The sequence below is a fragment of the Chryseobacterium tructae genome (genome assembly GCF_030409875.1).
In the GTDB taxonomy this organism is placed as follows: domain Bacteria; phylum Bacteroidota; class Bacteroidia; order Flavobacteriales; family Weeksellaceae; genus Chryseobacterium; species Chryseobacterium tructae.
This window is the reverse complement of the sequence record NZ_JAUFQR010000001.1, coordinates 3,453,184-3,468,459: the sequence shown is the minus strand read 5'-3', so window position 1 is coordinate 3,468,459 and position 15,276 is coordinate 3,453,184. Positions and strand designations below refer to the sequence as shown.

General features: G+C 36.0%; 9 protein-coding genes and 5 pseudogenes. 11 read left to right on the top strand and 3 right to left on the bottom strand.

The window, feature by feature from the left end; genetic code table 11:
- Positions 1-152 precede the first annotated feature (152 nt).
- The 10 genes and pseudogenes from QWZ06_RS17270 to QWZ06_RS17225 all read left to right on the top strand — a co-directional run bounded on the left by QWZ06_RS17270 (position 153) and on the right by QWZ06_RS17225 (position 12,519).
- Entirely contained in the window at positions 153-1,682 is a 1,530-nt protein-coding gene (locus tag QWZ06_RS17270; RefSeq protein WP_290299899.1) for a GMC oxidoreductase, read from the top strand.
- Between the two features lie 4 nt (positions 1,683-1,686).
- Complete coding sequence (locus QWZ06_RS17265) at positions 1,687-2,853, top strand: MFS transporter (protein ID WP_290299897.1); 1,167 nt, start codon at positions 1,687-1,689, stop codon at positions 2,851-2,853.
- Positions 2,854-3,307: 454 nt separating this feature from the next.
- Positions 3,308-4,036 (top strand): pirin family protein, encoded by a 729-nt coding sequence (locus QWZ06_RS17260; protein WP_290299895.1) that lies wholly within the window; start codon positions 3,308-3,310, stop codon positions 4,034-4,036.
- Positions 4,037-4,136: 100 nt separating this feature from the next.
- Positions 4,137-4,688 (top strand): NADPH-dependent FMN reductase, encoded by a 552-nt coding sequence (locus QWZ06_RS17255; RefSeq protein WP_290299894.1) that lies wholly within the window; start codon positions 4,137-4,139, stop codon positions 4,686-4,688.
- Positions 4,689-4,967: 279 nt separating this feature from the next.
- A pseudogene (purM, locus tag QWZ06_RS17250) lies at positions 4,968-5,959 on the top strand (phosphoribosylformylglycinamidine cyclo-ligase).
- 75 nt (positions 5,960-6,034) lie between these two features.
- Positions 6,035-6,597, top strand: a pseudogene (purN, locus tag QWZ06_RS17245) (phosphoribosylglycinamide formyltransferase).
- Positions 6,598-6,766: 169 nt separating this feature from the next.
- Entirely contained in the window at positions 6,767-8,284 is a 1,518-nt protein-coding gene (gene purH / locus QWZ06_RS17240) for a bifunctional phosphoribosylaminoimidazolecarboxamide formyltransferase/IMP cyclohydrolase (RefSeq protein WP_290299893.1), read from the top strand.
- 89 nt (positions 8,285-8,373) lie between these two features.
- Positions 8,374-9,611: pseudogene (gene purD / locus QWZ06_RS17235) on the top strand (phosphoribosylamine--glycine ligase).
- Between the two features lie 159 nt (positions 9,612-9,770).
- Positions 9,771-11,299: pseudogene (gene guaA / locus QWZ06_RS17230) on the top strand (glutamine-hydrolyzing GMP synthase).
- 173 nt (positions 11,300-11,472) lie between these two features.
- Complete coding sequence (locus QWZ06_RS17225) at positions 11,473-12,519, top strand: hypothetical protein (RefSeq protein ID WP_290299891.1); 1,047 nt, start codon at positions 11,473-11,475, stop codon at positions 12,517-12,519.
- 50 nt (positions 12,520-12,569) lie between these two features.
- On the opposite strand, the gene QWZ06_RS17220 is transcribed toward QWZ06_RS17225, so the two are convergent.
- Positions 12,570-12,872 (bottom strand): hypothetical protein, encoded by a 303-nt coding sequence (locus QWZ06_RS17220; protein WP_290299890.1) that lies wholly within the window; start codon positions 12,870-12,872, stop codon positions 12,570-12,572.
- Between the two features lie 237 nt (positions 12,873-13,109).
- On the opposite strand from QWZ06_RS17220, the pseudogene QWZ06_RS17215 reads away from it, so the two are divergent.
- Positions 13,110-14,617 (top strand): annotated as a pseudogene (locus QWZ06_RS17215) (nitrilase-related carbon-nitrogen hydrolase).
- 54 nt (positions 14,618-14,671) lie between these two features.
- Here the strand turns inward: QWZ06_RS17215 and QWZ06_RS17210 are convergent.
- Together QWZ06_RS17210 and QWZ06_RS17205 are read right to left on the bottom strand one after the other, a co-directional pair.
- The gene (locus tag QWZ06_RS17210) at positions 14,672-14,842 is read right to left on the bottom strand and encodes a hypothetical protein (protein WP_164975739.1); all 171 of its coding nucleotides are present in this window, start codon (positions 14,840-14,842) and stop codon (positions 14,672-14,674) included.
- 175 nt (positions 14,843-15,017) lie between these two features.
- Complete coding sequence (locus QWZ06_RS17205; RefSeq protein ID WP_167386989.1) at positions 15,018-15,188, bottom strand: hypothetical protein; 171 nt, start codon at positions 15,186-15,188, stop codon at positions 15,018-15,020.
- Between the last annotated feature and the right edge of the window lie 88 nt (positions 15,189-15,276).

Below are 15,276 nucleotides of genomic sequence, written 5' to 3'. Positions count from 1 at the left end.
GCGAAATCTGTTTGATCTGTGAGTGATAAAATATCTCATTAGATGTATTAAAAACGCTATATTAAAATCCGTTCAATAGATTGAAAATTAACATTTTGTTAAGCTTGTTCTGTCTTATTTATCTCTAAATTAGATACGCCAAATTCAAAAAAATGTACGATATCATCATTATAGGAACCGGAGCAGGAGGATCTACTATGGCTTATAAATTAGCAGATAGTGGGAAAAAAATACTCATTCTGGAAAGAGGAGATTATGTTCCGGTAGAAAAAGAAAATTGGAGTTCTATAGAAGTCTTTCAGAAAAACAGGTATACAACAACTGATCTTTGGCTGGATAAACACGGGAAAGCCTTTCGACCGGGCATGCATTATAATGTGGGTGGGAATACTAAGTTTTATGGAGCCGCCTTATTTCGTTTAAGAGAAGAAGATTTTCAGGTAATTCAGCATTACGATGGCGTTTCACCTGCCTGGCCTATTCAATATGATGATTTAAAAGACTACTACTTGGAAGCGGAAAAACTTTTTCATGTGCATGGAAAAAGGGGAGCTGATCCTACAGAACCGTTTGATTCGGAGCCTTATCCTCACTCTGCATTACCACACGAACCAAGGATTCAGGAGATTTTTGATGAATTGACAAATTATGGATTGCATCCTTTTGAATTACCGATAGGAGTTAATTTTGAGCCTCATGTCACGGCTAATGCTCCTTATACATTAGATCGTTTTGATGGTTTTCCTGATGCTTCCGAAAGAAAAGGAGATGCACATCTTTGCGCATTGTCAAAAGCATTAGAATATTCCAATGTTGAATTGATGACGAACGCAAAAGTAGTACAACTCAATACGGATGGCTCAGGACATAGAATAACTGAGGTGATTATAGAGCAAGGTGAAGGAACAAAAACATTGACAGCAGATCTGATAATTCTTTCAGCGGGTGCTATCAATTCAGCTGCAATACTTTTGGAAAGTAAAAGCGAACAATTTCCTAAGGGGCTTGCCAATTCCTCAGATCAGGTAGGAAGAAATTATATGTTCCATCAAAATACAGCTTTGATTGCTTTATATACAGAACCCAATCCTACTAAATTTGGGAAAACATTCGGGATCAATGATTTTTACCATGCTGCCAGAGGATATGAATTTCCCTTAGGACATATCCAGATGCTCGGAAAGTCAGACGAGAACCAGATTAAAGCAGACAGTCCAATCCCGGCTCCCGGATTTACCTTTGATTTGATGGCGAAACATGCCGTTGATTTCTGGCTGACCTCAGAAGATTTACCGGATCCTGAAAACCGTATAACGGTCGAAAACGGACAAATTAAAATTAGTTACACGGATAATAACCAGAAAGGGCATGAATTCTTAAAGGCAGAATTAATCAAAGCTTTAAAAGCATCAGGGAAATTTGAAAGTTTCCTGTTTAAAGGATACTACTTCAGTAAAGGAATGGACATTGCTTCACCTGCCCATCAGAACGGAACAACAAGAATGGGAAATAACCCGGAAACCTCAGTAGTTGACTCTTATTGTAAAGCCCATGATCTGGAAAACTTGTACATCGTGGATGGTGGATTCTTTGTTTCCAGTGGTGCCGTAAACCCGGCACTTACAATTATTGCGATGGCATTAAGGGTGGGAGAGTATCTCAAAAGTCAGGTTCTAAAGTAAATATATGAGCTCCAGAAGAATTATAATTACAGTTGTTTTCTTGTTGGCTTTTCTGACTGGGGTAAACTTTGTAGTTTTCCCGGCACTCGGAAATGCTTTTATGGATTCTTCCCTGTTTGCCCTTTCCGCATCTCAGTTTGGCAATTTATTTGTGCCCCAGGTAATCTGTATTATTATTTCATGTTTAAGTGCTCCGTTTTTAGTTAATAAATGGGGGCCAAAGGTTATTCTTGCCGTTGGTATAGTGTTAATGCTTGCTTCAACAGGATCTTTATGGTTTCTGCATTATTTTATAACCGAGAAATCATTGTTATTTCCCATGCTCTTAATTTTGGTTGCATGTACAGGAATGGGATTTGGTTTTTCCATTACAACACTCAATCCTTTGGCTGCTAGTTTATTTGAGAAAGAAAATTCTTCAGCCATTTTAATTCTTCAGTTTCTGGTAGGATTGGGGACATCAACTTCACCATTGATGATGAATCTTATTGGAGATATTAAACACTGGATGTACGTTCCTGGATTAATATTCATTGTGGTGAGTCTAGTATTCATTGTTTTTTTATTACTGAAGATTGAAAAAGGAACATTTTTTGAGCTTCCTGGCCATTTTAAAATCCCTGGAAAACTCTGGATATTTTTTGCAGCGATCATTTTGTATGGTTGTGTAGAAGGTACTTTTGGAAGTTTCGGAGGGGTAATTCTTAAAAATAAAGGGTTGGATAATAGCAATGCAAGCCTTGGCTTATCTTTATTCTGGGCTGGAATTGCCCTTAACCGGCTTTTATTCGGAATATTTTCTAAAAAATTTGATTTGTCTTTGTTTTTTATAACCGCCCCACTTTGGGTCGGTCTTTTACTTTTACTATTGTTGATTTATCCTAATATCCATATTCTATTGATCATGATGTTCTTAATAGGCTTTTTTATGGGAAGCATATTTCCTGGTTCTATCGGATGGGGAACTGTGGAATTTCCAGCATATTCCGTATTGGTTTCCGGGTTTCTTATGGCGGCCAATCAGGTAGGAACGGGAGTTGTTACGAATGTTCTGGGGCGGTTTTCTAATGATATTTCTGTCATTCTTGGAATTTTGATCCTATTTATGCTGTTTATTTGTATTCTATTCTTTTATTTGAAGAAAGGATCTAAAATTAAAGAAGCATTTTAAGAAAAGAAGATCAGATGGTAGCGAGAAATGAAGAGTTAGAAAGTTAAAATCTAGAATTAACGGTATAATAAAAGCAATAGTAATACAATTCAATAGAAGTGGGCTTTAGCCCACTTTCAGATTAAAAACATATTCCGATTGGCTTTAGCCAAAACCTATATAATTATTTCGTAGGTTTTAAACAAAATAATCTGTGCTACAATTGTATGCTCCTAATAATTGCCATTAATTAACGAATAAAATTCGTTAGTGCATTTGGTGAGAAAAAGTCAGCATAACTGTTACCGAAAATCTTTAGCTTTCCTAAGTCTTAAAAAGATACCCAAACTATAGGGAACCTTGGTGTTTTTGAGTATTCCAGCAACTTTTTTCAATCATCAATTTCCTTTCTTATCCTATATCAATTTTTTTCATCCAAACATCCCCTACATTTGTACCATAAATAATCACAGAAATGAAAACAATATATCATAAAGCAGATTCAAGAGGCCACGCCAATCATGGCTGGTTAAATTCTTACCATACATTCAGTTTTGCCAATTATCAAAACACAGACAGAACAAACTTTGGGGTGCTGAGAGTATTGAATGATGATACCGTTTCTCAGGGAATGGGATTTGGAACACATCCACACAGGGATATGGAAATTATTTCAATTCCTTTAGAGGGAGATTTAGAACATAAAGATTCGATGGGAACTACTGCGGTGATCCGAAAGGGAGAAATTCAGGTAATGAGTGCCGGAACCGGAGTAAAACACAGCGAATACAACAAAAATAAAGATGAAGAAGTAAAGTTCTTACAAATCTGGGTTTTCCCAAGAGAATTGGACGTAGAACCAAGATATGATCAAAAAAGTATCAAAGAAGGCGAAAAAATCAATGGATTCCAACAAATCTTATCCCCTAATAAAAATGACGACGGAGTTTGGATTCATCAGGATGCTTGGTTTAATATCGCCAACTTCAAAAAAGGAAACGGTAAAAATTATATGCTGAACAAAAAAGGAAATGGAGTATATGCATTTGTTTTAAAAGGAAGCGCAAAAGTAGGAGACCGTGTCCTGAATGAAAGAGATGGATTAGGGATCTGGGATACCCAAAGTTTTAATATCGAAGCGGTAGAAGATGCAGAAGTATTATTGATGGAAGTCCCAATGGAATTGCCTTCTTATCTTAAATAAAAAACTAAATTTGTATTCTTAAAATTAAAAATAATATAGAATCACCACCACAATTTTTAGAAGGAATTGGTTCTGTATAACTTAAAAATAAATACTATATATGAAAATCTTAGCAATAGCAGGAAGTAACTCAGAAGTTTCAATGAACAAGCAGTTGGTAGGCTACGCATCAACATTATTTGATAAAGCAGAAGTAGAAGTGATTGATTTGAATCCTTTCGAAATGCCAATCTATAAGCATGAAAGAGAATTAGCAGGTGGAGTTCCTCAGGAAGCGCATGATTTTGCTGCTAAAATTGATGGTGCAGATGTACTATTGGTTTCTTTAGGAGAACACAATGGAACATACTCTACAGCATTCAAAAATGTGTTCGACTGGGTATCTAGAATCAAAGACAGAACCGTTTGGAATGAAGTGCCAATGCTATTGATGTCTACATCACCTGGAGGTAGAGGTGGAGCAGGAGTTTTGGAAGCAGCATCCAAGCGTTTCCCTTTCCACGGGGGAAATGTGGTAGAAACTTTCTCACTTCCTTTCTTCAATGATAACTTTGATAAAGCTGAACAAAAAATTTCTAACGCTGAGAAAGACAGTGAATTAAAGGAAAAAGTAAAGAAGATTGCGGCTATTGAAACCATCCTTGAAAAATAGAATTTGAATATTCATTTAAAATTACTATTTTTGCAAAAAGAAAAGAGATGAAAATTCAGACCTCCTATAAACAATGTTTTTCTCATAAAGGGAAAATTGTGGGCTCTGAAATTCTGAGATAAAATAACGGCCGATAATCTGAAAAGATTGTCGGCTTTTTTGTTTTCTAAATTTGAAATAAAAAGTAAATTGAAATATAAAAGATAGTAAGGTGGCAGACACCGGATCATCAACAATCTGAGATCTGAAACCTATTATCTAAAAAATCTAAGCAGACACATGAGCAACACTTACAAATCAGCAGGAGTAGACAAAGAAGAAGGATACAAAACGGTTGACAAGATCAAAAAGCAGTGGGTGAAACCCACAATTCCAATGTATTGAACCATTTGGGAAGCTTTGGTGCTTTCTATGAGATCGGTGGATACAAAAATCCGGTTCTTGTTTCAGGAACAGATGGAGTAGGAACGAAACTGAAAGTAGCTTTAGACACCAAGAAATATGACTCTATCGGAGTAGATTGTTTTGCCATGTGTGCTAACGATATTCTTTGTCACGGTGCAAAACCTTTATTCTTCTTAGATTATTTAGCTTGTGGAAAGCTGGATTCTGAAATTGCAGCCGAAATCGTTTTAGGAATGGTGGAAGCTTGTAAGGATAATAACTGTGCATTAATCGGTGGTGAAACTGCTGAAATGCCGGGAATGTACCAGCCTGGAGATTATGATGTTGCCGGATTTTGTGTAGGTATCGTAGAAAAAGACCAAATTATTGATGGTTCTAACATCAAAGCAGGTAACAAAATTATCGCTTTACCAAGCTCAGGATTCCACTCAAACGGATTCTCTTTAGTAAGAAAAGTATTCCCGAACTTTGAAGAAGAGTTTGAAGGAAAACCTTTATATGAAACTCTTTTAGTTCCAACGAGACTATATTATAAAGATATTCATAAAGTATTGGAAGAAGTAAAAGTAGGTGGAATTGCTCACATCACAGGAGGTGGATTATACGAAAACGTTCCAAGAATCATCCCTGAAGGACTTTGTGCTTCCATTAACGGTTCCAAAATCAGAATTCCAAGTGTAATGCTTGAATTGGAGAAGAGAGGTGGAATTGCTCGTCAAGAAATGCATGGTACTTTCAATATGGGGGTAGGAATGGTAATCGTAGTAGATGCTGAACATGCTGAAAAAGTATTACACCTTTTAGATGATGCTTACGAAATCGGAGAAATCACTGAAGGAGCAGAGAAAATCAATTTATCACTATAAATGACATCAGATTTCAGACACCAGACATCAGACTTTAGGTCTGATATCTGATATCTGACATCTAACATCTGAATAATGAAGAACATTGTTGTACTTGTATCCGGTTCAGGAAGTAATCTCCAAAGAATCATTGATACCATTGAAGCCGGAGAGATCCAAAACGCAAAAGTGGTTTTAGTGGTGGCAGACAGAGAATGCTACGGACTGGAAAGAGCAAAAAATCATAATATAAAAAACATACTGATTCCAAGAGGAAAGAATTTCAGCAGTGAATTGGCTAATGTAATCCCACAAGATACAGACCTTATTGTATTGGCAGGATTTCTATCCATTTTAAAACCTGAATTCTGTGAAAACTGGACCGGTAAAATAATCAATATTCATCCGGCATTGCTTCCTAAATTCGGCGGAAAAGGAATGTGGGGAATGAACGTTCATCATGCTGTTATTGAAGCCAAAGAAGTAGAGAGTGGGGCAACAGTACATTTGTAACTCCGGGTATTGATGAAGGAGAAGCTATTCTTCAGAAAGCTTTTGAAGTAACAGCAGAGGATACTCCTGAAACAGTAGCTCAGAAAGTTCATCAGGTTGAATATGAAATATTTCCTTTGGCGATCAATAAAGTCCTGGGAAATTAATAATATAACAATGTACCAATTTACAAATACTTGTAATTGTCATTCTGAGCATAGCGAAGAATCTCATTGTTACATTGATTTAAAAAATCTAAGTAAAATAAAAAGTAATCCGGAAGTGAAAGACCCGGATACAGTTTGAAATAACTGTGAAAAGTAAAAATTGAAAGTAATGAGTAAAAAGAGAGTTTTAATCAGTGTTTCTGACAAAAGTGGATTAATTGAATTCGCGCAGTTTTTGGAAGCTCAGAATTATGAGTTGATCTCCACAGGAGGAACGTTCAAACATTTGAAAGACGCTGGTTTAAATCCAATTCAGATTGATGAGGTAACCAATTTCCCTGAAATGTTGGACGGAAGAGTGAAAACTTTACATCCAAAAGTTCACGGTGGATTGTTAGCGGTTCGTAATAACGAAGAGCACATGAAAACCGTTCAGGAGCACGGAATTGGTCTGATTGACATGGTTATCGTAAACCTTTATCCTTTCTTTGAAAATGTAAATAAGAACATTTCTTTACATGAGAAAGTGGAGTTTATCGATATCGGTGGACCTTCAATGCTTCGTTCTGCTGCGAAAAACTTTGATTCCGTTACTGTAATTACTGATGTAGAAGATTATACAACAGTAAAATTGGAAATGGAGCAAAACGGAGATACTTATATCGAAACCCGTAAAAAGTTGGCAGGAAAAGTATTCAATCTTACATCAGCTTATGATGCTGCTATTTCAAGAATGCTTTTAGATGAGGAATATCCAACATATTTAAACGCATCTTATAAAAAAGTTTCTGATCTTAGATATGGAGAAAACCCTCATCAGTCAGCAGCTTATTATGTTTCTACTTTCGAGAACGGAGCTATGAAAGACTTCGAACAGCTTGGTGGTAAGGAGCTTTCTTTCAATAATCTACGTGATATGGATCTTTGCTGGAAAGTAGTGACTGAGTTCAAAGAAGAAATGGCTTGTTGTGCGGTAAAACATTCTACTCCTTGTGGTGTAGCAATTGGTACTTCAGCATTGGAAACCTATCAAAAAACTTTCGAATGTGATCCGGTTTCCATCTTTGGCGGAATTGTTGCAATGAACTATAAGATTGATGCTGCAACAGCTGAGGAGCTAAACAAAACATTCCTTGAGATTGTAATGGCTCCGGATTTTGACGAAGAAGCTCTTGACGTTTTAAGAAAAAAGAAAAACCTAAGAATCATCAAAATTGTAAACCCTGTTTCTGACAAGAAGACTTGGGTAAAAGTAGATGGCGGTATCTTGGTTCAGGATAACGATCTGCATTTCTCTGATGACATCAAAGTAGTCACTGAAACTCAGCCTACAGAAGAACAGAAAAAGGCATTGCTTTTCTCCCAGAGAGTGGTAAAATATGTGAAGTCTAACGCTATTGTGGTTTCCAACGGAATCCAAGCTTTCGGAATCGGAGGCGGCCAGGTGAACAGGATCTGGGCTACACAGCAGGCAATCGAAAGAGCAAAAGAAAAATTCACAGGAGATTTAGTATTGGCTTCTGACGCATTTTTCCCTTTCCGTGACGTTGTAGATTTCTGCGCTCAGGAAGGTATCAAAGCGATCATCCAGCCAGGAGGAAGTGTAAAAGATCAGGACAGTATTGAAGCGGCTAATGAGCATAAAATCCCAATGATGTTTACAGGTGTTAGACACTTTTTCCACTAATTAAAATAGAGTTAAAAAATAATTAGGGATTGTAATTATAGCATTCAAAATTATATATTTGTAGAATAAGACTAGATAATAAATAAAGTATGAGAATATTAATCATAGGTGAAGGCGGTAGAGAATCTGCTTTAGCAGCAAAGCTTCAGAATGACCCAAGAATTTCTAAAATGTTTTTTGCCAACGGGAATGCTACTACCGATGTAATAGGGAAAAATGTTCATTTATCAGAAATCAAAGAACTTAGAGATTTCGCTATTAAAGAAAAGGTTGATTTAACGATCGTAGGTCCTGAAGCTCCATTGGTAGCAGGATTAAAGGATGAGTTTAAGAAACATGATCTTAAGGTTTTCGGACCTACACAGAAGGTAGCAAGCCTGGAAGGAAGTAAGGCTTTCTCTAAGAAATTTATGCAGACCTATGATATCAAAACAGCTAAAGCTGTAGTATTTGATTCATATAACGAAGCTAAAGAATATATTCAGACTCAGCAGTATCCTCTAGTGATCAAAGCGAGTGGATTAGCTGGTGGAAAAGGTGTTGTTATTTGTGATACCCTTGAAGAAGCTGAAGCTACCATCCACGATTTTATGATCAGAAGAATCTACGGTGATGCTGGAATTCGTTTAGTAATTGAAGAGTATTTACAAGGTTTTGAAGCATCTATCATCGCTTTCTCAAACGGTGAAAAATTATTCCCTTGTATTGCTGCAAAAGATTATAAGAAAGCTGGAAACGGAGATTCAGGGCCAAATACAGGAGGTATGGGTTCAGTAGCTCCAAGCCCGGAGTTCACTCAGGAGCACTATGCTGATTTTGAAAAAAATATTTTAGAGCCTACTATTACAGGTCTTAAAGCAGAAGGATTCAGTTTCAAAGGAATCATTTTCTTCGGATTAATGGTAACGAAGAACGGAACTTACCTTCTTGAATACAACATGAGATTCGGAGATCCTGAAACTCAGGTATTGATGGCTTTGATGGAAAACAATCTTCTTGATGTAATCCAGGACTGTATGGAAGGAAAAGATATCGAACTTAAGTTTAAAGACGAAAAAGCAATTTGTCTGGTAATGTGTTCAGGAGGATATCCAAGAAACATCGAAACAGGTTTCGAGATTACAGGTGAAGACAAAATGAAACATAGTAAACTATTATACGCAGGAGCTATCAGAAAGGAGACAAAGTGGTTTCCAATGGCGGTAGAGTACTGAACATTGTAGCTACAGGTGCTACTTTCGATGATGCCCGCAAGAAAGTTTACGAAGATGCAGGTCACGTACATTTCGATTACGGCTTCTATAGAGAAGACATCGGAAAGTTTTAATAAAATCATGAAAAAAGATTTGGAGTCATTCCAGGTCTTTTTTTGTAAAACAGTTAATATTAGAAAAAGTGTTCAGATGCAAGATAGCAGTGTTCAGACCAAAAATCTGATGTCTAATATCTGAAATCTGATATCTTTCAAACAAATCAATTATCAAAAATGAACAACGGTATTATTATTTTAGATTTCGGATCCCAGTACAACCAGCTTATCGGAAGAAGAATCCGTGAGATGGGTGTGTACTCTGAAATCTTACCTTTCAATACACCTTTACAAGATATTTTAGCAAAACAGCCAAAAGGAATTATTCTTTCAGGAGGGCCAAGTTCTGTAAACGCGGAAAATGCTCACCTGGTTGAAAAAGAATTATACGAACAAGGAGTACCTGTTTTGGGAATTTGCTATGGAATGCAGATGACGGCTCACCTTTTAGGAGGAAAAGTAAACAAGGGAGAAAAAGGAGAATATGGAAAGGCTAATCTTGAGATCGTTAAAGAAAGTTCTTTATTAAAAGGAGTAACTCAGAACTCAGTCGTTTGGATGAGTCACTTTGATGAAGTAGGAGAGCTGCCTGCAGGTTTTGAATTAAATGCAAAATCAGGAGTAATTGCCTCTATTTCCAACGAAGATAAAAAGATCTTCTGCGTACAATTCCACCCTGAAGTTTCTCATACGGAAGAAGGCGGAAAAATGCTTGAAAACTTTGTATTTGGAATCTGTAATGCAGAGAAAAACTGGAAACTGACCAACTATATTGAAAAAACAGTTGAAGAAATCCGTGAAAAAGTAGGCGATAACAAAGTGATCCTTGGTCTTTCCGGAGGAGTAGACTCTTCTGTAGCGGCAGTTTTGATTCATAAGGCAATCGGTGATCAGTTGACTTGTATCTTCGTAGATACTGGATTATTGAGAAAGGATGAGGGCAAAAAAGTAATGGATCAATATGGAGAGCATTTCCATATGAACATTAAAATGGTGGATGCTCAAGAAAGATTCCTTTCAAAATTAGCAGGAGTAGACGATCCGGAAGCGAAGAGAAAATTAATCGGAAACGAATTTATCCACGTATTTGATGAAGAGTCTCACAAAATTGAAGGCGCTAAATTCTTAGCTCAAGGAACAATTTACCCTGACGTAATCGAAAGCCAGTCTGTAAACGGACCATCTGCAGTGATCAAGTCTCACCACAACGTTGGTGGACTTCCTGAAGATATGGAATTCGAATTATTAGAGCCGTTAAGAGAGCTTTTCAAGGACGAAGTAAGAAGAGTGGGCGAAGAATTAGGAATTCCTCACCACATGGTATACAGACACCCTTTCCCTGGTCCTGGATTAGGAATCAGAGTATTGGGCGCTGTAGATGCTGAAAAAGTAAGAATCCTTCAGGAAGCTGACGATATTTTCATTGAAGAGTTGTACAAAAACGACCTTTACGAAAAAGTATCTCAGGCTTTCGTAGTATTACTTCCTGTAAATCTGTTGGAGTAATGGGTGATGAAAGAACTTACGAATACACAGCTGTAGTTCGTTCTGCTAACACAATCGACTTTATGACGGCAACCTGGAGCAGACTTCCTTACGAATTCTTAGATACTGTTTCCAGTAGAATCATCAATGAAGTAAGAGGGATCAATAGAGTAGCTTATGATATTTCAAGCAAACCACCTGCAACCATTGAGTGGGAATAATTTTTGACTTGAATTTAAATATAAGTCCTATCCGTTCATTCGGGTAGGATTTTTTTGTTAAATATTTTTATTATTTGTGAAAAAAGCACTTATTTAGCATAAAATAACCATGAATACTAATTGATGTGGATTCTCGTTACTAGAAAAACAAAAATCCATTGAAATATAAATATATGAGAAATACAATTATCCTGTTATTGCTATTGACAGTAACTTCAATATTTGCACAGTCTAAAAAGCTTATTATTGAAGAATTAAAATTACCGGATCCAACACAAACCATTTCCAATTCCAATTATAATAAAATTAAACTTCAGGATACTCGAGTTGATCCGGAAGATTACGGGATCGTAATGAAAGGAGTCTCAGACAGAAAAGCAAAAGTTAAGTTTAGTCCAAGCTTTGAAGATCAGTTAACCGGGATGTTTGATAAAGGAATTGATAAAGCTTCCGCAAAGGATCAGGAGTTGTTTTTTCAGCTAAGAGATTTGAATTATCAGGAAGTAACTATTGATTTTACTCAATATGGCTATTTTGATTTCAAAGGATTGATTTTCGGAGGGAAGGATAATAAGTACCAGTTGGTCAAAAAAATTGATACTACATTGGTACTGTATAAAATGGATGTCACAAAGGAAATGGAAAAGAAGTCTTTAGATTATATTCAAAAATCTGTATTTGAAGCCACTTCTGCCAGTCCTATTGATGATAGGATATATACTTTGGAAGATATCAATAATTATGATAAAATAGCAAAATCAAGGCTTCCTTTATATGTTAATCAAAAGCTGACGGATGGAGTGTATCAAAATTATAAATCATTCAGTAGGCAAGCACCTGACCAGCCTATTGATGAAATAAAAATGGAACAGGGAATGATTACCAAAGCCACATATATTGATGGTAAAGGCAAAAAGAAAAATGCAAAAATAGATTCTTATGCTGTTGTTTATCAGGGAAGACCTTTTATATTGTATGCTGGTGAATTATATCCAATGAGAAAAACTTCTGAAGATTTTTATTTTATTTCAAAACTTCATGAGCTTCCAAACGGCGAAAGACAATTTTCTGGAGGAATAACAGGAAGGATGATTGGAGGATTAGTAGGTGGAGTAATTGGAATTTTGATCATAAAAGGAAAGTCAAAACAATATGAGTGTCGACTGGATTACTTTAGTGGAAAATTTGAGATTATGAGAGAAGTTAATTCACAGAAATAAAATAATTGCCTTAAAATATGAATCCTGCCCGTTTGGGTGGGATTTTTTTGTTAAAGTGCAAAATCTGAGAAAATTTTAGAATAATCCTCACTGAAAACAAATATCCTGCTGATTCCATCATATCTGGCAATAACAAACTTAATATTTTCGTGAGATTGCTGTTTGATCAGACAGAAATCATCATGAATTTGTTGTGTTAATTTTTTTACATCTTCACTGCTGGCTATTTCATTTCTAAACCTATATAAACTAATTAAATCATCTAGTGATAATGGGTGATCAGTAAATGACATTTCAAAGTTTTTCATTTCTGTATCGTACTCTTTAATTTTTTGAGAAATTAATTCTTCCATAATTTATGATATAATGATGTCTTTATTTAGGTAATTGTTTCAATGAAAAAATGATAAGTAAAACATTGGTAGCGATTAATAAACAGTGTATTAGTTTGAATACTATATGTTTGTGATAGATAAGGTAATTTGACAGTACTGTGCCTGCTACATAAAAATAAAGAAATGATTGTGGGCTGCTTTTCTATAAGGGTTCAAGTAAAATATTTTTCCTAAATTTAAGTAAAATTACATCGAATGCAAATAGAAACAAGACCCCTGACCGTTCAGGATTATGATGAGTTGGCGGCAACAATGAAAAGAGCGTATCCACAGATGTCGGAATCCATATGGTCTAAAAGAAGTATAGAAAAACTAACAAGAATGTTTCCTGATGGGCAAATCTGTATTACGGTAGATGGAAAACTGGCTGCTGTGGCGCTTTCTATTATTGTGAATTATGACGAATTCGGAGATGATCATACTTATAGTGATATTACAGGGAATTATACCTTTAATACCCACACTTCAAAAGGAAATGTTTTATATGGAATAGAAGTTTTTGTAGATCCTGAATATCGTGAATTACGTCTTGGGAGAAGACTATACGACGCAAGAAAAGAGCTTTGTGAGCTCTTAAATCTGAAATCTATTATTCTCGGTGGGAGAATCCCAAGTTATCATAAATACAGCCACGAACTTTCTCCAAGAGAATACATCAGAAGAGTGAGGGACAAGGAAATTTATGATCCTGTGTTGTCTTTTCAGCTTTCCAATAATTTCCTTCCGATCAGGGTGTTGAAAAAATATCTTCCCGAAGATGAGGCATCCAGAGAGAATGCAGTTCTTCTGCAGTGGAATAATATTTATTACAGCAAAAATCCGAATACGATGCAGGACAGCATCATCCGTCTTGGATTGGTGCAATGGCAAATGAGGCATTTCAAAGATATAGAAGCCTTTTATGAGCAGGTAGAATTTTTTGTAAATGTAATGGGAGATTATAAATCTGATTTTGTTCTTTTCCCGGAGTTGTTTAATACCCCTTTGCTGGCTCCTTTCAATAGTCTTTCGGAAAGAGATAGTATGATAGAGCTTGCCAAGCTTACCGAAGAGATCAAAAAGAAAATTTCTGAACTGGCCATTAGCTATAATGTCAATATCATTTCCGGCAGTATGCCTGTTTTTGATAATGATACGAATGATTTATATAATGTAAGTTACCTTCTTCACCGTGATGGTCGCATGGATGAATACAGAAAGATCCATATTACACCCAACGAGAAAAGATATTATGGGATGAAAGGAGGAAATGAGATCAAAGTTTTTGATACAGACTGTGGGAAAATAGGTCTTGTCATCTGTTATGATGTGGAATTTCCAGAGTTACCAAGGATTTTGGCAGACCAAGGAATGAAGATCTTATTTGTACCTTACCTCACTGATACGCAGAATGCTTATATGAGAGTACGTCACTGTGCTGCCGCGAGAGCAATAGAAACGAATGTTATGTAGCAATAGCAGGCTGTGTAGGGAACCTTCCGAAAGTGAATAATATGGATATCCAGTTTGGGCAGGCAGCTGTCTTTACTCCTTCTGATTTTGCTTTTCCATCCAATGCAGTTAAAGGGGAAGCTACTCCCAATACGGAAATGACATTGATTGTAGATGTCGATTTAAACCTTCTGAAAGATCTCCATCATAATGGTTCCGTTCAGGTAATGAAAGACCGAAGAAAAGACCTTTATGAAACCTATCTTAAATAACAAAACAGAATGCGAAAGCATTCTGTTTTTATTGACCTAAAATTTAAATGTATCTTATAAATACTGTGGGCAAACTACCGCAGGACAAATCATTCCCGGGCATTTTGGAAGTCCGTCTGTAGGGCAGCACTGACGTGAGCATTGACCGCCACCAATGATGATTCCGCTTCCTGAAACGTTTTTTAATTGTTCTCTTGAAAGTTTGCTGTTACGTAAATTTTTCATTTTTAATATTATTTTTAATTAGTTGTGTAAAATAAAAGAAGATTATTCTTATTAGAAATAGTAATTTATGCTCTTTACTGTTATAGAAAATCAAGCATAAATATTTGTTTTTTATAAAACAAAACAGAATAAACAAGCACTCTGTTCTCTTTTACCTAAAATTTAATGGGGTATTTTATGAATACTGTGGACAAACTACATCAGGACACATAAGCCAAGGGCATGTTTGTCTTCCATCAGTAGGGCAGCATTCGGATGTACAGTTTTTGATTGGGGGAATACTCCCACTTCCTGCAATACCTTTTAATTGTCCTCTTGAAAGTTTGCTGTTGCGTAAATTTTTCATGTTGTAATACTTTTATTGGTTTGTTTTAATGTTTGTACTTTATAAATATATAAATTATTGTTATATATAGCATTGTTTTTTCATTATG